General features: G+C 72.4%; 16 protein-coding genes. 10 read left to right on the top strand and 6 right to left on the bottom strand.

Going from position 1 to position 25119, the window contains the following annotated elements; translation table 11 throughout:
* Window positions 1-6: 6 nt before the first annotated feature.
* From ACWGDB_RS36190 to ACWGDB_RS36175, 4 genes are read right to left on the bottom strand one after another with little or no spacing between them, the layout of a single operon-like run.
* A complete protein-coding gene (locus tag ACWGDB_RS36190) occupies window positions 7-1272 on the bottom strand; it encodes a VWA domain-containing protein (protein ID WP_453826345.1) in 1266 nt (421 codons plus the stop codon).
* Window positions 1269-3785: a DUF5682 family protein gene (locus ACWGDB_RS36185; RefSeq protein ID WP_453826344.1), complete on the bottom strand. Its 2517-nt coding sequence runs from the start codon at window positions 3783-3785 to the stop codon at window positions 1269-1271. Before ACWGDB_RS36185 ends, ACWGDB_RS36190 begins: the two co-directional genes overlap by 4 nt.
* A complete protein-coding gene (locus ACWGDB_RS36180; protein WP_453826343.1) occupies window positions 3785-4885 on the bottom strand; it encodes an ATP-binding protein in 1101 nt (366 codons plus the stop codon). Before ACWGDB_RS36180 ends, ACWGDB_RS36185 begins: the two co-directional genes overlap by 1 nt.
* Window positions 4882-8487: a DUF4132 domain-containing protein gene (locus ACWGDB_RS36175; protein WP_453826342.1), complete on the bottom strand. Its 3606-nt coding sequence runs from the start codon at window positions 8485-8487 to the stop codon at window positions 4882-4884. The genes ACWGDB_RS36180 and ACWGDB_RS36175 overlap by 4 nt, the downstream gene beginning before the upstream one ends.
* Window positions 8488-8637: 150 nt before the next feature.
* Between ACWGDB_RS36175 and ACWGDB_RS36170 the strand changes: the two genes are divergently transcribed.
* Both ACWGDB_RS36170 and ACWGDB_RS36165 read left to right on the top strand, forming a co-directional pair.
* The gene (locus ACWGDB_RS36170; RefSeq protein ID WP_453826341.1) at window positions 8638-10926 is read left to right on the top strand and encodes a DUF4132 domain-containing protein; all 2289 of its coding nucleotides are present in this window, start codon (window positions 8638-8640) and stop codon (window positions 10924-10926) included.
* 62 nt (window positions 10927-10988) lie between these two features.
* Entirely contained in the window at window positions 10989-13265 is a 2277-nt protein-coding gene (locus tag ACWGDB_RS36165; RefSeq protein ID WP_453826340.1) for a DEAD/DEAH box helicase, read from the top strand.
* A gap of 21 nt (window positions 13266-13286) precedes the next feature.
* On the opposite strand, the gene ACWGDB_RS36160 is transcribed toward ACWGDB_RS36165, so the two are convergent.
* Window positions 13287-14192, bottom strand: coding sequence for a LysR family transcriptional regulator (locus ACWGDB_RS36160; RefSeq protein ID WP_453826339.1), 906 nt, complete (start codon window positions 14190-14192; stop codon window positions 13287-13289).
* Between the two features lie 86 nt (window positions 14193-14278).
* Here ACWGDB_RS36160 and ACWGDB_RS36155 point away from each other — a divergent pair, with 86 nt between their 5' ends.
* Together ACWGDB_RS36155 and ACWGDB_RS36150 are read left to right on the top strand one after the other, a co-directional pair.
* Window positions 14279-15109 carry an oxidoreductase gene (locus tag ACWGDB_RS36155; protein WP_453826338.1) on the top strand — a complete coding sequence of 277 codons (831 nt, stop codon included), beginning with the start codon at window positions 14279-14281 and terminating at the stop codon, window positions 15107-15109.
* 246 nt (window positions 15110-15355) lie between these two features.
* Window positions 15356-16933, top strand: coding sequence for a S8 family peptidase (locus ACWGDB_RS36150; RefSeq protein WP_453826337.1), 1578 nt, complete (start codon window positions 15356-15358; stop codon window positions 16931-16933).
* 18 nt (window positions 16934-16951) lie between these two features.
* On the opposite strand, the gene ACWGDB_RS36145 is transcribed toward ACWGDB_RS36150, so the two are convergent.
* Window positions 16952-18154 carry a serpin family protein gene (locus ACWGDB_RS36145; protein WP_453826336.1) on the bottom strand — a complete coding sequence of 401 codons (1203 nt, stop codon included), beginning with the start codon at window positions 18152-18154 and terminating at the stop codon, window positions 16952-16954.
* 98 nt (window positions 18155-18252) lie between these two features.
* Between ACWGDB_RS36145 and ACWGDB_RS36140 the strand changes: the two genes are divergently transcribed.
* The 6 genes from ACWGDB_RS36140 to ACWGDB_RS36115 all read left to right on the top strand — a co-directional run bounded on the left by ACWGDB_RS36140 (window position 18253) and on the right by ACWGDB_RS36115 (window position 25016).
* A complete protein-coding gene (locus ACWGDB_RS36140; protein WP_453826335.1) occupies window positions 18253-19455 on the top strand; it encodes a DUF4190 domain-containing protein in 1203 nt (400 codons plus the stop codon).
* A 147-nt stretch (window positions 19456-19602) separates the two neighbouring features.
* Entirely contained in the window at window positions 19603-20355 is a 753-nt protein-coding gene (locus tag ACWGDB_RS36135; RefSeq protein ID WP_453826334.1) for a GntR family transcriptional regulator, read from the top strand.
* Between the two features lie 390 nt (window positions 20356-20745).
* Window positions 20746-20937: an SPOR domain-containing protein gene (locus ACWGDB_RS36130; protein WP_383603319.1), complete on the top strand. Its 192-nt coding sequence runs from the start codon at window positions 20746-20748 to the stop codon at window positions 20935-20937.
* A 31-nt stretch (window positions 20938-20968) separates the two neighbouring features.
* Window positions 20969-21388 carry a (deoxy)nucleoside triphosphate pyrophosphohydrolase gene (locus ACWGDB_RS36125; RefSeq protein WP_453826333.1) on the top strand — a complete coding sequence of 140 codons (420 nt, stop codon included), beginning with the start codon at window positions 20969-20971 and terminating at the stop codon, window positions 21386-21388.
* Between the two features lie 173 nt (window positions 21389-21561).
* Window positions 21562-21993 (top strand): ATP-binding protein, encoded by a 432-nt coding sequence (locus ACWGDB_RS36120; RefSeq protein ID WP_453826332.1) that lies wholly within the window; start codon window positions 21562-21564, stop codon window positions 21991-21993.
* A 260-nt stretch (window positions 21994-22253) separates the two neighbouring features.
* Window positions 22254-25016 (top strand): SpoIIE family protein phosphatase, encoded by a 2763-nt coding sequence (locus ACWGDB_RS36115; RefSeq protein WP_453826331.1) that lies wholly within the window; start codon window positions 22254-22256, stop codon window positions 25014-25016.
* The last annotated feature ends 103 nt before the right edge of the window (window positions 25017-25119 follow it).

Below are 25119 nucleotides of genomic sequence, written 5' to 3'. Positions count from 1 at the left end.
TCCCACTCATCCGAGACCTCCCGGTCCGCCCTGTCCACCGGGCCCGCCCTGTCCTCCCCGGCCGACCTTCTCCGCCACGAACTCGGCCAGCCGGCCCGGCGTCATCGCGCCCACCGGGGCGCCGACCTGCGCCAGCCGCCCGGCCAGGGCGCGGTCGTAGACGGGGTCGGCGGCCTCGTCGAGGGCGGCCAGGCACAGCACGGTCGTGCCCTGCTCGACCAGTCGGCGCACGGTGCGGACCAGGCGATACGGGTCGCCACCCTCGTAGAAGTCGGAGACCAGGGCGACGATGGTGCGCCGGGGGTTCTCGACCAGTGAGGCGCCGTAGTCGACGGCCCGGGCGATGTCCGTGCCGCCGCCGAGCTGCACGCCCATCAGCAGTTCCACGGGGTCGGTCACCTCCGAGGTCAGGTCGACCACCTCGGTGTCGAAGGCGACCAGGTGGGTCTTCAGGCCCGGCAGGCTCCACAGGCAGGCGGCGGTGACGGCGGAGTGGATCACCGAGCCGGCCATGGAGCCCGACTGGTCCACCAGCAGCACGAGTTGCCACTGTTCCAGGTGGCGGCGGGTGCGCGAGTGGAAGTGCGGGCGCTGGATGAGGATGCGGCGTTCCTCGGGCCGGTAGTGGGCGAGGTTGGCGCGGATGGTGGTCCGGAAGTCGAAGTCGCGGGCCAGGGGCAGCCGGCTGGGGCGGCGCGAGCGGGAGCCGGTGAACGCGCGGCGGACCTCCGGGCGCAGGCGCTCCATCAGCTGCCGTACGACCGCCTCGACGATCCGGCGTGCCGCGGCCAGCACTTGGGGGTTCATCAGGTGCTTGGTGCGCAGGACGGCGCGCAGCAGTGTCTGGCTGGGCTCGACGCGGGCGAGGACGTCCGGGTCGGTGACGATCTCGTGGATCCCGTACTGCTCCACGGCGTCCCGCTCCAGCCGCTCCACCGTCTCCTTCGGGAAGAGCCGGTGGATGTCGTCGAGCCAGTCGACGGCGGTGAGCCGGGACGGCCCGTGGCCGCCCTCACGGGAGTCGGACCTCGACCCGCCCCGACGCACCCCACGGCGACGCAGGTCCTCGTCACGGCCGTAGAGCCAGTCGAGCGCGGCGTCTCGGGCGACGGCGGAACCGCGCAGCGGGCCGGTGCAGCGCTCGGCGGGAGAACCGAGGATCAGGCGCCAGCGTTCGAGGGTGGGGTCCGGGGAGGTGAGGTTTGGGGCCGTGCGGTCCGGGGCTGTGCGGTCCGGAGTGCTCGGCGTCTCATCGGGAGCCGGGGAGTTCATCGCGCCGCCCCCAACCGGTGCCGGTCCAGCAGTCGGGCCACGTTCTCCTCCAGGGCTCGGGCGCGGGCGAGTTGCAGCGGCTCGGCGGTCGTCCGCAGCAGGGAGCGGGCCGAGCCGTGCTTGCCGCGTCGCTGAAGCAGGCGTTCCGCGATGCGCTCGCGTTCGCGGGGCGGGAAGAAGGCGAAGGCCTGGCGGAGGGAGGGCAGGCCGGTGAGGAAGTCGTCCTCGGCCATCGCGGCGACGATGCCGTCCAGGACGTCGATCAGGGGTGCGCCGCCGGTGTCCGTGCCGTTGGTATGCGCGTTGCTGGAGTCCGTGGCGCTGGTATGGGCGTCGCCGGTACGTACCTCGTTCAAATCCGTGCCGCCGGTATCCCCGCCGCGGGTGTCCGTGCCGCCGGTATCCCCGCCTCGGGGGACGTCGGCCGTCGCACCCGCGGCGACCTCCTCGCGTGCCAACGCGAACAGGCCGGCCAGCCAGTCGCCGAGCGTGTCCGCGGCGCCGGCCGAGAGCGCCTGCACGGCGGTCGCCGGGTCGTCGGGGACGCCCAACGCCCAGCGCATTCCGAACGCGGCGCCCCGCAGGTCGGCCGGGGCACGCCGGTCGCGGCCGATGCGGGATGCGGCCTCGGCGGCGGCCTCGCGGGTGACCGACAGCAACTCCGGGGCGTGCAGCAGCGCGTCCCGGGCGGCGGCCATGGCGCGAAGCCGCGCGAAGTCCACGCCGGGGCCGCCGTGCAGCCCCTCCGCCAGCCAGAACACGCGGTCGGCGGCGCCCGCGACCACGCTGCCCAGCAGCCGACCGCGGGCCACGCCGAACACCCGGTCGTGCCGCCACAGCCCCAGCGCGGCGGTCAACACCTCGCCGAGCGGACCGAGTTCCGGGATCTGGCCGACCTGCTTCGCGAGCGCGTCCAGCAGTTCGTCGCAGAGCGGGCCGACGCCGCACAGCACCGCGTCGAACAGCAGCCCGGCCAGCGGTCCCGCCGCCGTGCCCGCGGCACGCGCCCGCTCACCGAGCAGCACCGAGGCCGCCTCGTCCAGCCGCGCTCCGTACGCACCCGCCTCGATGAGCGCGGCCTCCCGTCCGCTCGCCGGGCCGGGCTCCCAGCGCTCGGTGAAGACCGGATCGGCGCCGTCGGACGGGCCTGAGACCCGGGTGAAGCCGGGGACGTCCAGTACGCGCAGGCGATGCAGGATCCGGCTGCGCGTCAGGCCGTTCGGGTCGGTGAGGTCGAAGGTGACCGGTGCGTCCGCGTCGGCCAGGCCCAGGCGGGCGAGCTGCTCTGCGACGTCATGCACGAGCGGGGGCCGGGGTGTCTCGGGGTGCAGCCGGCCCTCGGTCTCACCGGCGCAGGCGGCGACCATCTCCACCACGACCGGATGACTGCCGGCGCCGAGCGTGCCCCTGCCGGTCCACGGCAGCGGCTGCTCCAGATCGTCGCTGATCAGCGCACCGGCGAGACCGTCGAGGACATCCACCCGGGTCTCGTACGGATGCCCCCGCATCAGGGCCAGCCCCTGGGCCAGACCGCGCGCGGCGATCAGGTCGGCCGTGGACACCGGGATCCTGCGGGCACGCAGCCGCTCGGCGACCGAGCGCAACAGGCCCTGCGCCGCCGCGCCCGGACCGCCTTCCCACAGCTGCTGGTAGTAGCCGGGTGAGGGCATGCCGGACTGGTAGCCGGAGAAGGCGTCCAACTGCCGGAAGGAGTACGGCACCAGGAAGCTGCCGCAGAGCGCACCGTCGGGCGGGGCGGAAACCTCCGGCCAGTCGTCGGCCCCATCGGCCCCGCCGGCGCCGTGGCCGCCGCCCGGGTACGACAGCGCCCGCAGCGCCGGCTGGTGGAAGCCGCCGGTCACCACGAGCACCGGCCGCCCGCCGGCGCGGGCCACCGCGGCCCGTACCCAGGACGCCATGTACTCCTCGCGCGCCCGGTCGCCGGGGTCGGGCTCGGCATCCCCGCGCACCAGCTCGAAGTAGGCGTCGAGGCGGGCCCCCAGGCCGTCCGGGTCGTGCGGTTCGGTTCCGTCGCCAGGTTCGGCGACCTCGAACAGCCCGTCCCACAGCGCGTCCACCGAGTCCACGGCGAAGTGCTCGCACAGCCGTCGCGTCGCCTCCGTGTACCTCGCCTCGGCGTCGGCGTAGCGGTTGGTCTGCCGGTCGGCGCGTTCCGCGAACGCCGGATGCCAGGCCGGCAGGTCGATGAACCGCACGTCCGCACCGGCGGCGCGACCGTCCCGCAGTGCGATCCACTCCGGGGAGTAGTCGCACAGCGGGGCCCACGAGGTCGCGACGCGTGTCTCGTCGCGGTAGTGGCTGAAGACGGCGACGGGCAGCCGGTGGCCGAGCAGCAACTCCTCCAGCCGGTCGTTCATGTCCGCCGGGCCCTCCACCAGGACGTACGCCGGCCGCAGTGTCTCGATCGCGCGGCGGACCAGGCGGGCGCAGGCCGGCGAGTGGTGCCGTACGCCGAGGAAGACGGCGGAGCCGGAGTCGACGGTGTTCGTCATCAGTCCGCCAGGAGATGCCGCGCGTCGTGCAGCGCCTGCCACTGCGCCCCCTTGCGCCGCGGCACGTCCTGCTCCAGGAACCGCCGGAGCCGGGCGAGATCCTCGGGGCTGTCCTTCGCCGCCGTGCCCGCCAGACTCGTCACCACGTCGGCCGCGCTGCCGGGCTCGCCGCGCAGGAACCAGGCCCGCACGCCCACCGCGTGCGCGACGGACACGGCCTCGGCGGTGCTCATCACCGTCGACATCCGCTCGCCCCGCTCCGCCGGGCCGCGCAGTTCCCGGAAGGTGCCCACCAGGACCTCCAGCACGTCCCGGCGCGGCGCCGCCTCCACGCCCGACTGCCGCAGCAACGCGGTGGCCTCGGCCTCGACCAGCGCCAGCTCGGTGTCGAAGTCGGGAATGGGGAAGACCGTCTCGAAGTTGAAGCGGCGCTTGAGCGCGGCACTCATCTCGTTGACGCCCCGGTCGCGGGTGTTGGCGGTGGCGATGACATTGAAGCCCTGCCGGGCGAAGACCATGCCCTGCGGCCCGTCCAGCTCGGGGATCGCGATGACCCGGTCGGAGAGCAGCGACAGCAGGCAGTCCTGCACCTCCAGCGGGCAGCGGGTGATCTCCTCGAAGCGCACGATCCGGCCCTCGGCCATGCCGTTCAGCATGGGCGCGGGGACGAGGGAGCGGGGCGAAGGGCCCTCGGAGACCAACAGGGCGTAGTTCCAGGAGTACTTGATCTGGTCCTCGGTGGTGGCCGCGCCGCCCTGCACGGTGAGCGCGGAGCTGCCGCTGACGGCCGCCGCGATCAGCTCGGACAGCAGCGACTTCGCCGTGCCCGGCTCTCCCACCAGCATCAGGCCGCGGTTGGTCGCCAGGGTGACCAGGGCCCGTTCCACCAGGGAGACGTTGCCGACGAACTTGCGGCTGATGCCGGCCCGTTCGTCGCCCACGATGAAGCGGCGGGCGGCCCGCAGGCTGAGCTGCCAGCCCGGCGGGCGCGGATCGCCGTCGGCGGCGCGCAGGGCGGCGAGTTCGCCGGCGTGGCGGACCTCGGCGGGCGGGCGCTGGAGCTGCTCGTCGGCGTCTTCGACAGTCACGGTCGCGGTCACTTCGCGGTCACCTCGGTGAGGTCGGCCAGGATTTCGGAGGCGATGACGGGGCTGAGGTCGCCGAAGCGCAGCTGGTACGGGCGGCTGCTCCAGTAGTCGCCGGGGCTGCTGTCGAGCCAGACGTTCTCGAAGGTCTGGTCGGGGAACGTGTCGACCATGCCGACGGCGATCCCCTCGTCCAGGCCGATGACCACGTAGTGGTCGTCGTCGATACGGCGGTGGAACCAGCGCTCCACGCCGTTGTCCTCCGGATTGCCCCGCTCCCAGCCCCGCTTGGTGAGGCCGAGCAGCTTGCCCACCGGTACCGTCGCGCCCTCGAACCGGGTCAGCCGGTGGCCCGCGGACTCCTCCTCGGTGAGCGCGTGCACGGCCCGGCCGAGCTGCGCGAAGGGCTGCAGGATCTCGTAGTCGGCGAACAGCTCCGACCAGGCGCCGAGATCCTCACCCAGGTGCAGCGGATGCGCCAGCCGGACGCTCGCCTCCTCGGGCAGCGTCAGCTCGTCGTCCTCGACATCGGCGAACGTGCGGTCCTCGGCCACCCGGAACGCCGTCACCTCGCCGTCCGCCTCACTGAACCAGACCAGGCGCCGCACCAGATGCCACAGCAGGGGATGCGCCACGAACAGCTCCCGGAACTCCGCGGCCTGCCAGGAACGCTGGGCGACCATGGCCGCCTCCAGCCGCCGCACCTGGTCACCGGCGACCGTGCGGACGTCCTTCTTCAGTGCGGCGAACCGCTTGCGCTCGGCCGGCGCGAGCTCCGGGTCGTCCTTGGCGGCGGGCGCGGGCAGGGCCTTGCGGGGCTTGCCGTCGGCGTCGCGGACGTACGGCCGCAGCTGCTCGTCGAAGCCGACGGTGAACTGCCGGGTGCCGTAGTCGATGACCGTGCTGCCGTCGGCGTCGAGCCCGAAGTCGGGGACGAGCCGGTCGCCCAGCTGCTCGGCGGTCAGGCCCAGCCCCTCGGCGACCTCGGCGATCTTCTCCTGGGCGCGGACCTTCAGGGCCTTGAACGGCACCCGTTGAGCGATGCCGTGCAGATGCAGCAGGGCCACGTCGGAGCCGATGGTCGCGAGGACGTTCAGCCCCTCCACGGCACGGTGGTGCGCCCCCTCGCCGGGCCACGCGCGCAGCACGGGAGTCAGGCTCCGGACTGTCTCGTCGTCCCCGAGCCAGCCCAGGGCGTGCAGCGCCCAGCTCTCCTTCGGCGGCATCCCGGCGAGCCGCCACTGCTCGAACAGACCCCAGGCGAACACGGCGAGGGAGTCGGCGGCGCAGTGCTCGGTCAGCACGTCGAGGCCGGGGTAGACCTCGCCGGGCTTGGACACCGCCAGCACGGTCAGGGCGTGCCGTACCGCGTCGGCGGGCAGCGCGCCGCCCTCCTTCAGCAGGATCTGCGGCAACAGCGCCGGGTCGGCCCAGGCGCCCACGGTCGGCACACGTGCCGGAAGCGCGCTCTCCAGCGGATCGGCGGCCAGCAGCTCCTCGACGCTGTCCGCGGCCTCCTGCCCGCACTCGGCGACGGCCTTCAGCACCGCCTCCCCGCCCTGGGCGTCCGCCACCAGCCGCAGCGCCTGCTCCGCGCCCCGACGCACGACGCCGGGCTTGCCCACCGCGTGGGGGACGAGAAACGGAACGGCGGCCAGACCGTGCCGCGCCAGCCACGCGCGGGCTGTCGCGTCGGCCGACTTCAGGCGGGCCAGCCAGTCGCACACGAGCGCTGCGACCTCGACACTCAGATACGGCAGGACCGGCGTGCCCAGGGTGGAGGGATGCCGGGCGGCGGCGTGCAGCAGCAACGGCAGGGCGTGCACCTCGTGCTTGGCCGCGACCGGCTTGAGAGAGGACTCGCCGTCCCAGTAGTCCTTGGGGGCACAGACGGCCAGCAGCGGTCGCACGACGTCCTCGGGCCCGTCGACGAACAGCCGGACGTCGCGGACGTCCTGCAACTGCTCGCCCCGCTGGAGGATTTCGATCTCCCTGGTCCAGGCGTACTTACCGCGCCACCGGCCGTACCAGGACTTGGTGCCGGCCCACTCCTCCCGCTCACCCGGCAGCCAGGCCACCCGCGGCCCCGGGACGACCGGCGTCTCGTCCGCGACGCGCGCCTTGCGGGCCGTACGCTTCTTCGCCCACGGCGGGCTGACCAGCAGCGCGGGCAGCGCGTGCGGCGGGGCGTCGGCCACTCGGTCGCTGTTGGTGAGCATCGGTTCGACGAGGTCGGTGACGGCGACGGGCAGGTCGGGCAGCACGGCGGCCGTCAGCTTCCGGTGCGTATGGACGTGCGCGGCCAGCAACTGCCGGGCCATCGACGCGTACTTGGCGGAGCCGAGCGCCGCCGTGCCCAGCAGGCGCAGGGCGCGGACCGGGTAACGCCGCATCGCCTCCAGAAGGTGCGGGCGGACGTGCTTGTCCTCGACGCGGGCGAGAAGGATGCCGAAGGCGTCGTCCGAAGGCAGCTCGACCAGGGCGCCGGCGAGGACCTTGGTCCGGTCGGAGCCGTACGCGACGTCCAGCCCCTCCTCCAGCATCGGCGCGAACGCGATGCCGGTGCCCTCGGCGAGCGTGGCGACGAACGCCATCGACCAGCCGCCCCAGTGCAGATGCAGCCTGCTGCCGAAGTGGCCGAGCTGCTCGGGGGAGCCGATCGAGCACAGCAGCATCTCCCGGAGCAGCGGGTCGTCCACGACCTCGCCCGTGCAGCACTCGGCGACCCACTCCCGCTCGCCGGGCACCAGATAGGACACGACGATGCGACCGCGCTCCGCGTCCCGGCACTGCGAGAGCGCGGCGACGGCCTCCCTGTAGGAGTCCTCGTCCGCCGCGGCGAGCAGGGCCCGCATCCGGTCAGCGAAGTGGGGGCGCGCCCACTGGCCCTCGACATGGCCGCCGACGGGCCGGAAGCGCAGCCGGGGATCCTGCCGGTTCATGCCGTACTGCAGCCAATAGGCCTCGATGTCGAAGTACTCCACGACCGCCCGCGCGGCGAAGGCCAGGCCGTGGTCGTGGACCCAGGTGTCCACGAAGACCCCGCTGGGGAGCTGGTAGTGCATGGTCATCGAGGCCAGCGCGGCCGCGCCGAGTGGACTGGGACTCCCGCTCAGATGCCCGCGGGCCGCTTCGACGATCCGGGCGTCGCTCAGCGAGGAGGAGAGCATCTGCTCGATCCAGTTCGCCTCCTCCCTCAGCCGGCCGGCCACCTTTTCCCCGGCGTCCTGGTGCGGCGCGACGGCACCACGCCTGATCCCGCCCCGCCTGGGGTGGACCAACCGCCTCCAGGCGGCCGGCACTTCGAAGCTCTCCTCGTCGGGCAGGACGATCTCATCGGGCAGGGCGACCTCGTCCGGCGGGACCGGCGCCGACTCCACAGCCTGCGCCGCAGCCCCGACGGCGGCCTCGGCCGAGACCTCCCGATACCCCTTGCGCTCCTTCTCCGCGATCACCTTCGTCAGATGGAGCCGAGCCGCCTCAACCGAGTCCAGCTCCTTCACCTGCGTACGGCCCTCCGCGCCAACTCGCCCGTAGCGCACGGTGACAGCGGCACCCTCGGTCTCCGCCTCCCAGAACTTCGCCGAACCGTCCCCGACAAACTCCCAGCGCCGCACGGGCCCTCCCCTTCGCCGACCCCCCGGTCGGTGATCGTTCGATCAAGTGGCCGCCACAGTAACGGGGGCCACTGACAACGGGATGGCGGTGTGAGCACGGGGCGGCATCGGCCCGGCGGCGATGTCAGTGCCGGCTGCCATGATCCCCGCATGGACTACGAGAGGGACGCTCCACACCCCGACTTTTCGCAGGTCTCCGCCGAGGAGCTCGGCGGCCTGCTCGTGGAGACGTACCAGGTGGACGTCTCGGAACAGCATGCGACGACGAGATTTCGCGGCGCGATCGAGGAGGCGGCCGGGGAGCGGCAGCCGCGCTACACGCCGGACGTGTGCCGCCGGCTGTTCGAGATGCTCGTCGAGACGGCCGAGCAACGCGGCTGGGCGGACCTCACCTTCGGCCTGGCCACGCTGGAGCGCCGCACCGGTCCGCTGCCCGACGTGTCCGAACCGGCCCGCCGACTGGTCGAGTTGCTGCTGGCGAAGGAGACCGTGCGCCAGCCGTACGCGCTGCTCGCGGTCGCGGGGCTCGCGGACGAGGCGACCCTGCGGGTGGCAAAGGAGCAGCTCTCGCAGGACGTCGGCCCCGTCGTCGCCGACGAGATCGCCGTCATCGCCGCCCTCGGTCCGGCCGAGCGGGCGCGGCTGTCCGGGATCGACCGGAGCGACGGATTCAGCTCCCCGCCGCCGTCACTCACCGGAGTTTGGCGCAGTGCGGCCGACACCCCGGCGTACGTCGCGTTCGCCCGTCGTGCCCTGGAAGCGGCGGCCGACCGCACCGACGCGATCCGGGCGGGGGAGATCCCGTACCGGGCGGACAAGGCGTTCACGGACCGTGAGGTCGTCTCGCTCGGGCAGGCCGCCCGGGTGGCGCTGCTGCGCGACGAGCCATGGCTGCCCGAGCTGTTCGACCGGCTGCTGCCCGGCGTCGCCATCGCCCCGGCGCCGGCCAGGACGGTGCCGTCACAGGCGCTCCTGTACGAACTCGTCCGTGCCGCACAGGACTTCCCCACACCCGAGCTGGCGACCGCGATACGGACCGTGCGCGGGAACGTCCGGCACGCCGGAGTCCCCAAGCAGCTAGACAAGATGCTCAAGAAGGTCGAGGCGGCCCTCGCCGAGCGCACCGAGGTGGCGCTGCGGCTGCCGAGGCTGGGGTTCGGTGACGACGGTGTGCTGCGCAGGAAGGCCGGCGACTACGAGGCCGTCGTCACCGTCGCCGAGAACGCCACGCTGGGCTGGGAGAAGGACGGCCGCCCGCTGCGCGGCCTCCCCGCGCCGGTCCGCCGCGACCACGCCGCCCTCGTCAAGGAGCTGCGCGAGCTGGTGAAGCGGGTGAACGCCCAACTAGTCACTCTCGCCCGTGCGCTGGAGGGCGGCTTCACGGTCGACGCCGTGCACCCGTACGGCTGGTGGCGCACCGAGCTGGCCGGACATCCGCAGGCCCGGCCCCTCGTTCGCCGCCTGATCTGGGAGATCGAGGTCGCGCCGGGGGAGTGGCAGGCGGTGCTGCCCGAGGCGGGCGACCTGCCCGACGCACCCGACGACGCCTCCGTACGCCTCTGGCACCCGCTGCGCTGCGCCCCGGACACCGTGCGGGCCTGGCGGGACCTGCTCACCGAGCGGCGGATCCGGCAGCCGTTCAAGCAGGCCTTCCGGGAGATCTACCTCCTCACCCCGGCCGAGGAGGAGACCCGCGTCCACTCCAACCGCTTCGCCGCACACCTCGTCCACTACCGCAGGATGTTCGCCCTGTTCCGCGCCCGGGGCTGGACGAGCGGCCGGCTCGGCCCCTGGGACGACGGGGACGGCGACGCGGCCGAGCGCACCCTGGCGGCGGGGGAGTGGCAGGTGCGCTTCTTCCACACCTGGTACGACTGGGCCGACGGCGACGAACTGGCCTCGACCGACCAGGTCCGCTTCGCCCGCCGGGCCGAGGGTGCCTGGCGTGAGGCGCCGCTCGCGGACGTGCCCCCGCTGGTGTTCAGCGAGGCGATGCGGGACATCGACCTGTTCGTCGGCGTGACCTCGATCGCCGCCGATCCCGACTGGACCGACGCCGGCCCCGGGCGCGCCTACTGGGAAAGGGCCGGCTTCGCCGAACTGACCGAGAGCGCCGCATCCCGGCGCGACGCCCTGGAGCGGATCCTGCCCCGGCTGAGGATCGCCGACCGGTGCTCGCTCGACGGCCGGTTCCTGGTCGTCCGCGGCGACCTGCGCACATATCGGATCCATCTCGGCTCGGCCAACATCCTGATGGAACCGGACGGCAGCTACCTGTGCGTCGTCCCGGCACGGGACAAGCGGGACAAGGACGGCGGCAGAGTGTTCCTGCCGTTCGAGGACGACCGGCTCTCGCTGATCCTCAGCAAGGCGTTCCTGCTGGCCGCCGACACACAGATCACGGACGGATCGATCCTCGCGCAGATCACGAGAGGCTAGCGCGCCGTGGATGGCAGGATGCCAAGGGCGCGACGAGAGGGGCGGGAAGGGGCAGGGGCGCGATGGGGCGGAGTGAGCGGGAGGCGGTGGCCCGGGGCGGGCGGCTGAACGAGGCGGCACAGGCGGTGGCCGATGACCACGCGCGGGCCGTCGCGGCCGTACGGCAGGCCCTGGAGCCGATCCACGACGACCTGGCGCGGCGCGAGCTGGACGTCATCCCGGTCGCCCGGCTCAAGGACGTCACCGAGGGCAGGCTGCGGCTCGGCGAGGTGGAGAAGGGCGGGTTCCGGACGGTCGGGCAGGTCCTCGACGCCGGGCCGTCCCGGTTGCGCCAGCTCCCCGGGGTCGGACAGCAGACCGCCGACCAGACCGTGGCCGCCGCCCGGCGGATCGCCGACGCCGTAGGGGACACCATCGCCGTACACATCGACGTGGACCGGCCCGAGCCCCGCACGACCGCACTGGTGATGGCGCTCGGCGTGCTGGTGGAGGCGGGCGACGAGGCGCGCCGGGCCGTCGACGCGGCCAAGGCGCTGACCGAGCGGCTGGGCCCGCTGCTGGCAGAGGCCGGGCCGGCGGCCGGGCGGCTGCGCATGCTGTTCGCCGGGCAGGCGAAGCGGGACCGGGCGCTGACGGCCGTCGCCGAGATCCGCGCCCTGACCGAGCGGGCCCAACAGGACGGCGTGCCCGAGCTGCTCGCCCAGGCCTCGGTCGACCTGCTGCGCCGCCCGGAGTCCGAGGTGGCCGCCCTGGTCGACTTCGAGCTGCGCTCCGCCGACTACTACGGCCTGCTCGCCGAGCTCTCCGGCCGCGCCCCCGACCCCGCGGCGGCCGAGGGGTTCCTGCCGGACGAGGTGGCCGAGCGGGTCAGGAACCAGACGCTCGACGACACGCACCGACGGGTCTCGCTGCGCGGCTACCAGGCCTTCGGTACCCGCTTCGCCCTCGCCCAGCGCCGGACGATCCTCGGCGACGAGATGGGGCTCGGCAAGACGATCCAGGCCATCGCCGCGCTGGCCCACCTCGCCGCCGAGGGGCAGAGCCACTTCATGGTGGTCTGCCCGGCCAGCGTGCTCATCAACTGGACCCGGGAGATCGAGAAGCGCAGCGCACTGACCGTGACACCGCTGCACGGGCCCGATCGGCAGGAGGCGTTCGCGGACTGGAAGGGCCGGGGCGGCGTCGCGGTCACCACCTTCGACGCCCTGCGCGGCTTCCCGGTGCCGGGCGGCGGCGAGCTGGGCATGCTCGTCGTCGACGAGGCGCACTACGTCAAGAACCCCGCGACCCGCCGCTCCAGGACCGTCTCAGAGTGGGCCGAGCACTGCGACCGCGTGCTGTTCATGACGGGTACGCCCATGGAGAACCGCGTCGAGGAGTTCCGCAGCCTGGTCCGGATCCTGCAGCCGGGCCTGGCCGACACGGTCGACGAGCACGACTCGGTTGCCGGTTCCAAGGCGTTCCGGAAGGCGGTCGCACCGGTCTATCTGCGCCGTAACCAGCAGGACGTCCTCACCGAACTCCCCGCGCTCCAGCACACGGACGAGTGGGAGGAGCCCAGCGCGGCGGACGAGGAGGCCTACCGCGAGGCCGTGCGGGCCGGCAACTTCATGGCGATGCGCAGGGCGGCGTACGCCCGGCCGAAGCACTCGGCGAAGCTGGACCGGCTGCGCGAGATCGCCGCCGAGGCCGCCGAGAACGGGCTGAAGGTCGTCGTGTTCTCCGCGTTCCGGGACGTGCTGGCGGTCGTGCGGGAGGGGTGGGCGCTCGCGGACGCCACGGAAGCGACGGAGCCGGCGGATCCGGTGGAGGACGGACCGGGCAGGGGGCGGCTCAACGGGCGGGTCTTCGGACCGATTTCGGGCAGTGTGCCGCCCGCGCGCAGGCAGCAGCTCGTCGACGACTTCGCCGCGGCGCCGGGCCATGCCGTACTGCTGTCGCAGATCGAGGCGGGTGGAGTGGGCCTCAACATGCAGGCCGCGTCCGTCGTCATCCTCTGCGAGCCGCAGCTCAAGCCGACGGTCGAGCATCAGGCGGTCGCCCGCGCCCACCGCATGGGCCAGGTCCGCTCGGTGCGCGTGCACCGCCTGCTGTGCACGGGCGGGGTGGACGAACGGCTGGTGCGGATGCTGGAGAACAAGACCCGCCTGTTCGACGCGTACGCCCGCCGCAGCGCGGTCGCCGAGTCGACACCGGACGCCGTCGACATCTCGGACATCGCCCTCGCCCGCCGCATCGTCGAGGAGGAGCAGGCCCGGCTGGGCACGACCCCGGGAAAGCCCGCCACGGAAGGGGCGTGCGCGCCGGGCGACGAGGGGGTTATGACAGCCCCGTCATGACAGCCCCGTCATGACCGTCCGTCATGCCCGCCCCGCCGCCCGGCGACAAGCCTCCGCGTACGCCCGTACGAGTGGCCGCCCGGCATCCTCGCGCCGCCAGGCCAGCGCATACCGGCTCGCCGACAGCCCCCGCACCGGACGCGTCACCACTGAGCCCAGCGAGACCAGTGGGGCGTTGCCCGCGGCCACCAGGCAGACCCCGAGCCCGGCGACCAGCGCCTCGTACGTCTCCTCGGTGCTCGCGATCTCCGCCCCGATGCGCGGCAGGCGTCCGCCCCGCTCCTCCAGCGCCAACCAGTGGTCACGCAACGGCCCCGCGCTCGCCGGCAGGGCGAGGAACGGCTCCTCGAGCAGGTCGGTGAAGTCGACCTCCGCGCGGGCGGCCAGCGGATGGGCCTCGGGCAGGGCGACCAGCCGGGGCTCCTGAGCGACGACGGTCCAGTCGTAGCGTCCGGCGTCCGGCAGCGGCAGCCACACGAAGGCCACGTCGGCCCCACCGTCCGCGAGGCCCGCCGTCGGGTCCTCCCAGCTCACCTGCCGCAGCCGCAGGACGGTCTCCGGGTGCGCGGCGGTGAAACGGGAACGGATCGCCGGCAGCAGCCCACCGCGCCCCGGACTGGTGCTCATGCCGACCACCAGCGTGTCGCGTGCCGCCGCCCGCGCGGCCTCCAGCGCCGCCGCCCCGTCCGACCAGGCGTCCAGCACCCGCCGGGCGTGCGGCAGCAGCGCGGTGCCGGCCTCGGTGAGCGTCACGCCCCGCGGCTCGCGGCGCAGCAGCTCCACGCCCAGCTGCCGTTCCAGCGCCCGGACCTGCTTGCTGAGCGCGGGCTGGGAGACGTACAGCCGCTCGGCCGCGCGCGTGAAGTGCAGTTCCTCGGCCACCGTCACGAAGTAGCGCAGGTCCCGTACATGAACGTCCATAGCCATAACCATCGGTTATCAGCGTGGGTCTTGGACGGGCAACCCCAGGGCGCAGCAGGCTGGTCCCCATCACGGCGATACGAGGAGCTGTCATGAACAAGGTGTGGCTGATCACCGGCGCGAGCAGTGGCTTCGGGCGGGCCATCGCGGACGTGGCGCTCGCCGAGGGCGATGTGGTGGTGGGTGCGGTACGGCGCCCCGAGGGCCTGGACGACCTCGTGGCCGCGCACCCCGACCAGGTGGAGGCGCTGCGGCTGGACGTGGCCGAGACGGGGGCCGCGGAGGCGGCCGTACGGGATGTGATCGACCGGCACGGACGGATCGACGTCCTGGTCAACAACGCGGGCCGCACGCACGTCGGCGCCTTCGAGGAGACGACCGAGCAGGAGCTGCGCGAGCTTTTCGACGTGCACGTCTTCGGTCCGGTCGCCCTCACCCGGGCCGCGCTCCCGCACATGCGCGAGCGGCGTTCCGGGGCGATCGTGCAGATGAGCAGCATGGGCGGGCAGATGTCGTTCGCGGGCTTCTCGGCGTACAGCGGAACGAAGTTCGCGCTGGAGGGGCTGTCCGAGGGGCTCGCGGACGAGGTCGCCGAGTTCGGCATCAAGGTCCTGATCGTCGAGCCGGGCTCCTTCCGCACCGCGCTGTTCCGGGCGGGCCGGGCCGGGGCCAGCGCGGACAGCGGTCTGTACGCCAAGGTGAGCGGGACCCGCGGCATGGTCTCCGGCGGCGACGGCACCCAGCAGGGCGACCCGGCGAAGGCGGCGGCGCTGATTCTGGCGGCGCTGGAGGCCGAGGACACCCCGCTGCGGCTGCCGTTGGGCGACGACGGGGTCAGTGCCGTGCTCGGCCACCTCGACCAGGTCCGCGACGACGTCCTGACCTGGGAGAAGCGCACGCGCGCCACGGCGTTCGACAACTGACCGGGCGCGCCGGGGAGCAGGGTTCGAGGACGGCCGGTCCGTTGACCGGCCGTCCTCGGCTGCCCCGGTGCGTCCGGCCGAGTTGGCCGTGCACGGCCCTTGTGTAATTCCTGTGGAGCCCTCAATCTTTCGGCTGACGCACAGGTGCGGCAACGCCCGGAATTGACATGTCCCTGTCTCTCTCGTCACTTCCATGCACCTGCGCACCCCCCACCAGCGCACCACCGATCGAGGAGGACCCCTCAGATGGCAGTGATGCGTAATTCCCGCAGAGACACCCGGCGAAGACTGTCCGCGCTCAGCATGGCGGCCACCGCGGCCCTCGCCGCGGGCCTCGTCTCCGCACTCCCCGCCGCGGCCGCTCCCGAGGGCCGTATCCAGTACGCGGGCGCGGCCAACGCCGTCGCCGACAGCTACATCGTGACCCTCAAGGCGGACCACGCCCGCTCGGGCTCCAAGGCGGGGCGGACCCTCGTCGAGGGGTACGGCGCCGGCATCGAGCGGACGTACAAGAAGGCCCTCAACGGCTACGCCGTCGAGGCCTCGGAGGCGGAGGCCAAGGCGCTCGCCGCCGACCCGGCGGTCGCCTCGGTCGTCCAGAACCGCACGTTCAGCATCGACGCCACCCAGACCAACCCGCCCTCCTGGGGCCTGGACCGCATCGACCAGAAGAACCTGCCGCTCAACAGCTCGTACACCTACCCGGACTCGGCCGGTCAGGGCGTGACCGCGTACGTCATCGACACCGGCGTCCGCATCACCCACAGCGACTTCGGCGGCCGTGCCTCCTACGGCTACGACGCCATCGACAACGACAACACCGCCCAGGACGGCCACGGCCACGGCACGCACGTCGCCGGCACCGTCGCGGGCAACGCCTACGGTGTCGCCAAGAAGGCCAAGGTCGTCGGCGTGCGCGTGCTGAACAACTCCGGTTCCGGTACGACCGCCCAGGTCGTCGCCGGCATCGACTGGGTCGCCCAGAACGCCGTCAAGCCGGCCGTCGCCAACATGTCCCTCGGCGGCGGCGCCGACTCCGCCCTCGACACGGCCGTACGCAACGCCATCGCCTCCGGCATCACCTTCGCCGTCGCGGCCGGCAACGAGTCGACCGACGCCTCCACCAGGTCGCCCGCCCGCGTCACCGAGGCCATCACGGTCGGCGCGACGACCTCGACGGACGCCAAGGCGAGCTACTCCAACTACGGTTCGGTCCTGGACCTGTTCGCGCCAGGCTCGTCCATCACCTCGGCCTGGAACTCCAGCGACTCGGCGACCAACACCATCTCCGGTACGTCGATGGCGAGCCCGCACGTGGCGGGCGCGGTCGCGCTCCACCTCGCCGACAACCCCTCGGCCACCCCGGCCCAGGTCGCCTCGGCGCTGACGGCCGCCGCCACGACCGGCGTCGTCACCAGCCCCGGCACGGGGTCGCCCAACCGGCTGCTCCACGTCGGCGGCGGTGGGACCACCCCGCCCGGCCCGCGCTTCGAGAACACCGGCGACTACGCGATCAGCGACAACGCCACGGTCGAGTCCCCGCTGACGGTCTCCGGCGTCTCCGGCAACGCGCCCTCGGCCCTTCCCGTCGAGGTCCACATCGTCCACACGTACATCGGCGACCTCCAGGTCCAGCTGATCGCCCCCGACGGCACGGCGTACACGCTGAAGTCGTACGGCACGGGCGGCAGTTCGGACAACATCAACACCACGTACTCGGTGAACGCCTCCTCGGAGGCCGCGGCCGGCACGTGGAAGCTGCGCGTCAGCGACAACGCGCGCTACGACACCGGGCGCATCGACGCCTGGGCGCTTCAGTTCTGATTCCGGTCTGATTCCGGATCAGTAGTCATCCTCCTCGTCCTCGCGGTACGGCTCCGGGTCCGTGACCCAGCCGGCCGCGAGGACGAGCCGTGAGTGGCGGTGCAGGGCGAGAAAGCCGAAGGGGCGGTCGTACGTGGCCCGGACGGTGGTGGTCACCCAGCGGACCGCCAGCGGGGCGCCGCCTGCCACCGCGTCGAAGGCCGTCACCGCGGCCGCACGGAAGCCCAGCTCGCCGAACCTCGCCATCGTGGACTGCCGGGCCGACCCGATGGCCAGGGGAAAGTCGGCGATGCCGGAAAAGTGGCCACGGCTCGTGTCCAAGGCCGACGTCAGGCCGAACACCCGGTGCAGCTCCAGCAGATCGTGGTGCGCGTCCATGTCGAACGCCACCGTCTCCACCTGCAGCGTCCGCGGTACGGGGCGGGTGTTCCGCTGCTTCACGACCGACAGCCCCGGCCCCACTTCCCCGTAGGGCAGTCGGGACCCCGGCACCACCGCGTACCTGCGCTCCAGGATGCCGACCCCTGCCCCGAGCACCGCCCCTGCCGTCATCCCCTCCTCGCCGAGCAGCAGATGGACGTCGATCGCGTTGTCGCCCAGGACCTTCAGTTCGGTGACGTGTCCAGCCGGTGTGTCCGCGACCCCGACCCGGTCCAGCAGCGTGCTCCTGCGGTACAGGCCCAGCAGCGTACGGTCACTCCAGGGACCGACCTCCGGCAACGTCGGCCCATCCCTGAAGCGCCGCAGCCACTCCGTACGCAACGCCAGCGCACTCGCCAACACCATCTCGGTGCCCTGGTCCAGTTGCACGGGCATCCCGTCGATCAACCCACCCGTCCGCTTCACCGCCCACGCGTCCAGCGTCGCCTTGTCGGCCTCCGCATTCCCCGTCAGCACCCCGTGCGCCTGCGCGGGAAGCCCCGCCTCCCATCGCTCCCGCAGCTCCAGCGTCCGCTTGGTCCACAGCCCGAGCGCCGAGTCCAGCCCCCGCGTCGCCCCCATCGCGCCCAGCAACTCCCGTGCGGCCCCCGCCGCTTCGTCCGCCGGCAATCCCACCGCCTCGGCCAGCTCCGCGCGCGCCGGACCGCCCGCCCCGTCCGCCAGGAAGGCGAGCAGCGGCCACACACCGGCGGCCGAGAACACCGTGCCGCCCTCGGAAGCCGACGCCCACCGCGCCGTCAGCCCGTTGACCGCCCGGATCGTCGCATTCGTGACCCGCATGACGTCCCCCATCGCCCACCCCGCGCTTACGATTCGCCCAGTCGTACGCCAGTTCCCACCACCCGGCACCGCCGCCCGAACGCAGGAGCACGGTACTCGTGTCCATACCTCCGCCTCCCGGACCCCACCAGCCACCAGGGTCCCCGGGGCAGCCCCAAGGGCCGTATGCGCAGGGCCAGTACCCGTCGCCGTACCCCTACGGCGCACCCGCCGCCCAGGGGCCGTACCCGTACCACCCCTACGGTGCCTACGGCCGCTCCGTGCCCGTCAACGGCGTGGCCATCGGGGCCCTCGTCCTCGGCATCCTCTGCTTCGTGCCGGCCCTGGGACTGGTGCTGGGGCTGATCGCGCTGGTGCAGATCAGGAAGAACGGCGACCGCGGCAAGGGCATGGCGGTCGCCGGTTCCGTGCTGTCCTGCGTCGGGCTCGTGCTGTGGTCGCTGCTGCTGTCCACGGGCGCCGCCTCCGACTTCTGGGACGGCTTCAAGGGCGCCGCGAGCGGCGAGGGAACGGCTTTCGCGCTCGCCAAGGGCGACTGTTTCAACTCCTCGACCGGCAGCCTGCAGGGCCGGACCTACGACGTCGACGAGGTGCCCTGCACCGGCCGGCACGACGCCGAGGTCGTGGCCGTCGTGAAGGTGCCTGACGGTTCCTTTCCCGGTGACGACGAGCTGGCGGACGTCGCGGACGACAAGTGCTACGAGCAGGCGGGCCTCTACGCCTTGGACGCCTGGGCCCTCCCGGACGGTGTGGACGTGTACTACCTCGTGCCGACCCGGCAGAGCTGGCGCTTCGGCGACCGCGCGATCACCTGCATGTTCGGCAGCACGGACGGCAAGCCCCTGGCCGAGTCGCTGCGCCGTGACTACATGACCCTCGACGGGTACCAGGTGAGGTTCCTGTCGGCGTCCAACCACATCGACAACGTCCTGTACGAGGAGCCCGAGGCCTACCCCGAGGAGGATCTGGCGGCGAACCGGGCCTGGGCGAAGGACGTCCACCGCGTCCTCGGCGAGCAGATCGAGAAGCTGCGCACGCAACCCTGGCCGGAGGACGCGAAGGCGCCCGTCACCGAGTTCCTCGCGGAGATGGAGGACTCCCGCAAGGAGTGGGCCAAGGCGGCGGCGGCCGACGACGCGGACACGTTCTACACGCACTACGAAAAGGCGTACGGCTATGTCGACGGCGCCGGGACCGTCACCGCGCGCAAAGCTCTGGGCCTGGACACGACCGTGCCGACGTACGAGGACGACTCCGAGAGTGGCGACGAGGGTGGAAGTGGGGGCGGCCTCGATGTGTGAGAGCGCCCTATACGGAAAGAAAGTGCCTGGGTAAAGCCCACCCCCGGCACAAGTCATCACATCGAGTGATTCTCTGGCCTTTGCTTGCACCGGACAACCCACGGTTGCCAGGCTGTTGCTGTCTGTACAACCTGATGGGAGCGGCCAGTGACTTTCGGTGAGCAGCCGGCGTACCTGCGCGTCGCGGGTGATCTCCGCAAGAAGATCGTCGACGGTTCGCTGCCACCGCACACCCGGCTCCCGTCCCAGGCCCGGATCCGCGAGGAGTACGGCGTCTCGGACACCGTCGCCCTCGAGGCGCGCAAGGTGCTGATGGCCGAGGGGCTGGTCGAGGGGCGCTCCGGTTCCGGGACGTACGTCCGTGAGCGTCCCGTGCCCAGGCGGATCTCCCGCTCCGGCTTCCGTCCGCCGACCGGCGCCACGCCCTTCCGTCAGGAGCAGGCCGACGGTGAGACGCGCGGCACCTGGGAGTCCAGCAGCGCACAGGCCGAGGCCAGCGTCGCCGTCGCCGACCGGCTCGGCATCCGCCCCGGCGACCGCGTGATGTCCACGAGGTACCTCTTCCGGGACGCCGGCGAGGCGATGATGCTCTCCACCTCCTGGGAGCCGCTCGCCGTCACCGGCCGTACGCCCGTGATGCTGCCCGAGGAGGGCCCGCTCGGCGGCATGGGTGTCGTCGAGCGCATGGCGGCCATCGACGTCGTCGTGGACAACGTGACGGAGGAGGTGGGGGCCCGCCCCGGCCTCGCGGAGGAGCTGCTGACGCTGGGCGGCGTCCCCGGTCATGTCGTCGTGGTCATCCAGCGCACCTACTACGCGTCCGGCCGTCCGGTGGAGACGGCGGACGTGGTCATTCCGGCGGACCGCTACCGCGTCGCCTATCACCTACCGGTGAAGTAGCGCACATGTTCGTGAAGTAGCGCACACCTTCACGGCAGTTGCCCCCGGCAAAGCCTCAACTCCCGCCCCCTCATCCGCCGTTGCAATCTGGCCGTTTTCGCAGGTCGTTGCAGGCGTGTGCATCATGCCCGCGACCGGATGCATCGACGTCTCCGCACGGCGCACTCGACGCCGTGCGCCCCCTGCGACTTGGCTGGTTGCGTACCTCTTTGTGAAAAGGCGTATTCGCTGCGTAAAGGTTAGGCGTAGGCTCGGGCATATGCGGATTGCGGTTTCCTTAGCGGGCGGGGCACGGCACAGGCCGCGAGCGAAGCGAGATGGGGGTCCCCCCGGCCGAAGGCCGGGGGAGGGACTCGGGCGGTCGTGGGCGGGAAGGAGCAGTGGAGCGCGATGAACGACAGCACGATCACTCTTCCTTGGCTCGTGGTTCGGCAGGACGACAACGGCAATCGCTACCGCGTGGGCCGGTATGCGACGCGGGCGGAAGCCCAGAAGATCGCGGACAGCCTCGACAGTCGGGGGCACAAACAGCTGTATTGGGTCGAGCGCATCGATCGGAACGGCGACGGCGGGGACCGCTGAACTGCTTCCGCGCTCCCGTAGGCTCCGGCGCATGACGGAACGGATCGTGGTCGGCGCCGCGTTGTTGGAGGCGGGCCGTCTGCTCGCCGCGCGCCGCAGTGCGCCCGAGGAACTGGCCGGGCGCTGGGAGTTGCCGGGCGGCAAGGTCGAGCCCGGCGAGGCGCCCGAGGCGGCGCTCGCGCGCGAGCTGCGGGAGGAACTCGGTGTGGCCGCCGAGGTGCTCGAGCGGGTGCCGGGGGTGTGGCCCCTCAAACCCCCTTACGTCCTGCATGTGTGGACCGCCCGCCTGCTCCCCGGCTCCGGGGGCCCCGAGCCCCTCGAGGATCATGACGCGCTGCGCTGGCTGGGTGCCGGGGAACTCTGGGACGTGGACTGGCTGGACCAGGACGTGCCGGCGGTCCGGGAGGTCGCCAAGCGGCTGGACGACGGAACGTCCGAGTCGCAGTTCTGAGTCACCGGCCGAGTGGCCGACCCGAGGTCCCGGAACGGACCTGACAGGCTGACAGGCCGGATCGCGACCGCCGTTGAGCGGCGTTGAGAACTCCCCGATGGTCTACCCGCTCGCACGGTACTGCCCTGTGAATATCGGGTATGTGCCAATCAAACCTATGAAACCGGACATGGGTGAGCTCGCTGGCCTGGGAAGTGATCGGCGTGATCGACTCCGATGGCGACTGTGCCGAGTGGACCTTCCCCGCGGAGGCGGGTGCCGTCCGCGCGGCCCGTGCCGCCGTACGCGGCCGACTGCGCGAGTGGGGCCTGGACAGCCTCGCCGACGTTACGTCGCTGCTGGTCAGTGAGCTGGTCACCAATTCCCTGCGGCACGCCACCGGCCCCATCGGAGTACGCCTGGTGCGCCCGGTCGGCCTCGACGGCGTCCTCCGCGTCGAGGTCTCCGACCCCCTTCCGGACCCGCCCCGCGAACGGGTCGCCGACCTTGAGGACGAGAGCGGCCGCGGACTTCAGCTCGTGGCGCACTCCTCGCGCCGATGGGGAACCCGACCCGGACGGAACACGGGCAAGACGGTGTGGTTCGAGCTCGCGGTGCCGGACTGACCCCCCGCTCCCACGGCCATGTGCACCCCCGCCCTTTCGAACGAATGGTTCAGGCCAGTGGCAGTTGTCGCGATGCGTGATTCGACTGCGTGTCCGCTGGTTAGAAGACTGGAAGTGTTTCCGCTGCCCGGACCGAAAACCATCGGGAACGTGCTGTGATCGTGAACACCGTGTTGTGCGGGGCCGTAGTGCTGGATACTGCGGGCAGCCGCCACCCGGTGACCGGTGCCGGGCGCGGTGAGCTGGAGGGGACGGTTCGCGTGAGCGAGATACCAGCGAGGGCCTCGGGGTCCGACGACCGGTCGGACGGCGCGAGGGCGAAGGCCGCGGGAGAGGGGGCCCACGAGACAAGGGCCTCCCACAGGACAGGCGTCTCCCGCGACACACAGGGCTCGCAAGCCTCGCAGGACACACAGGCATCCCGCGACACGTTCGCCTCCGACGAGGCCCGCCCCGGTGACCCCGTCTGGCAGAGCAGCCCGCCCGGCTCGATCTACGACTACATCAAGGTCGCGTCCTTCTCCATCGGCCCCGACGGCCTGGTCGACCAGTGGAGCCTGCGCGCCGAGCAGCTCTTCGGCATACCGGCCGAGCGGGCCGTCGGCATGGACCCCATCGAGGCGTTCATCGACCCCGACCTGCGCGAGCAGGGCCAGCGCAAGATGGCCGAGATCCTGGACGGACGGGAGTGGACCGGTGTGGTCCCCTTCCGGATGCCGCAGGACGCCGAGGACCGGCCCGGTCAGGACGGCCTCGCCGAGGTGTACGTCATGCCGACGCGGACCGAGGACGGTGAGAAGGCCGCCGTCTGCATCGTCGTCGACGTCCGCACCCTGCGTCGGATGGAGACCGACCTCGCCGCCTCGCAGGCGATATTCGGTCAATCTCCGTTCGGCTTCCTGCTGATCGACCCCGACCTGCGGGTGCGCCGAGCCAACCAGCGGTTCGCCTCCCTGTTCGGCGGCACGCCCGACGACCATCGCGGCAAGGGCGTCCACGACTATCTGCCGCGCCCCGAGGCCGAACGCGTCTCGGCGACCCTGCGCCGCGTCCTGGAGAGCGGCGACTCCATCACGGACATGCACGTCACCGGCTTTCTGCCCGGATCGGACGAGCGCCGCCACTGGTCAGTCAATCTCTACCGGGTGCGCAGCGGCAGCGGGCGCCCCATCGGTATCGCCTGGCTCGGAACCGACATCACCGCCCGCCGCGCCGCCGCCCGCGAGGCCGCCGCCGCCCGGCGGAATCTGGCCCTTCTGAACGAGGCCGGTGCCCGCATAGGCAACTCCCTCGACCTGGAGACGACAGCCCGCGAACTCCTCGACGTCGTGGTCCCCGGCTTCTGCGACCTGGCCACCGTCGACCTCTACCAGGGGCTGCTGGCCGGCGACGAGACCCCGCCCGGCCTCGCCGACGGCAGCGCGGAGCTGCGCCGGGTCGCCTTCGCCAGCGCGGTCTCCGACGCGCCCTTCGTCGGTGGCGGCACCCCCGTCGCGGTCGGCGCCGTCCACCACTACCCGTTCAACTCGCCCTGCGCGGACGCCCTGCGCACCGCCCGGCCGCAGTACGTGCCCGGCGAGGAGGGCGGCCTCGTGCAGTCCACGCTCGCGGTGCCGATGGTCGCCCACGACACGGTCGTAGGACTGGCGCAGTTCGCCCGTACGAAGGGCAGTGAGCCGTTCGGCGACCGGGACCGTGATCTGGCGGTCGAGCTGGCCGCGCGTGCTGCCGTGTGCATCGACAACGCGCGGCTCTACCGGCGCGAGCACGAGCGGGCGCTGATACTGCAGCGGTCCCTGCTCCCGCCGGGCGACCCGGTCGCCTCCGGCCTGGACATCGCGTGCCGATACCTGCCGGGCAACTCGTCCGCCGACCGGCCCAGCGAGGTGGGCGGCGACTGGTTCGACGTGATCGAACTCCCCGGGCATCGCACGGCATTGGTCGTGGGGGACGTGATGGGACGCGGACTGCGCGCCGCCGTCGCGATGGGTGAACTGCGCTCCGCCGTACGGACGCTGGCGTTGCTGGATCTCGAACCGGCCGAGGTGCTCTCGGCGCTGGACGAGATCGCGCGCGGCCTCGGAGCACCCGGCGGCGTCCAGCAGGCGACCCGCGCGGCCCGCCGCCCCCGGGAGGCGGACCTGTCCGAGGTGTACCTCGCGACCTGCGTCTACGCGGTCTACGACTCCGTCACGCGCCGCTGCACCTTCGCCAACGCGGGCCATCTGCCGCCGGTCCTCGTCGAGCCGGGCGAGGACGCGCTGATGCTGGACGTGCCGCCGGGGATGCCGCTCGGTGTGGGCGGGGAGCCGTTCGAGGAGGTGGAGGTCGAGCTGCCGGAGGGCGCGCTGCTGGCGCTCTACACGGATGGACTCGTGGAGTCCCGTGACCATCCGCTGGACGAGGGCCTGCAGGCCTTCGTGGGCGCGCTCACCGACCCCGCCCGCCCGTCGCCCGACCACCACCCCTCAACGACGGCGCTGCGCGCCGACACCTCTCCCAACTTGGAGGACGTCTGCGACCACGTCCTCAACACCCTCGACACCCACCACGGCGAGGACGACATCGCGTTGCTGATGGCACGTGTCCAGGGGCTGCCGGCCGACTCGGTCGGCGACTGGACCCTGCCACGCGAGCCGCGCAGCGTGGGCCGCGCCCGCGAGTACGCCCGCGGCCGGCTCCTGTCGTGGGACCTGGAACCCCTGGTCGACACGACGGAACTCCTGGTCAGCGAACTGGTCACCAACGCCCTGCGCTACGGCGAGGGCGAGATCCGACTCCGCCTCCTCCTCGACCGCACCCTGGTCTGCGAGGTCTGGGACTCCGGTCTGGTCCAACCCCGCCGCCGTCGCGCCCGCGACACCGACGAGGGCGGCCGGGGCCTCCAGCTGGTCGGCCTCCTCAGCGCCGCCTGGGGCTCCCGCCGCACACCGCGCGGCAAGACGGTCTGGTTCGAACTGCCCCTACCGGACGGCGAGAACGGCCTCACGGATCCGGCGGAGGCGTTGCTGAGTCTGTTCTGAGGGCGCGGGGTCTCCCGCGTCCACGGGCGGTCAGCGGGCCTCTGAGTGCGCTCGGCGACCTGGCTGAGCCTGCTCGGGGGCGAGTGGGTGGTGCCGCAGTGGC

Source organism: Streptomyces sp. NPDC055013 (assembly GCF_053608645.1).
The sequence above is the reverse complement of the archived record's forward strand: the minus strand, read 5'-3'. Positions and strand labels throughout refer to the sequence as shown.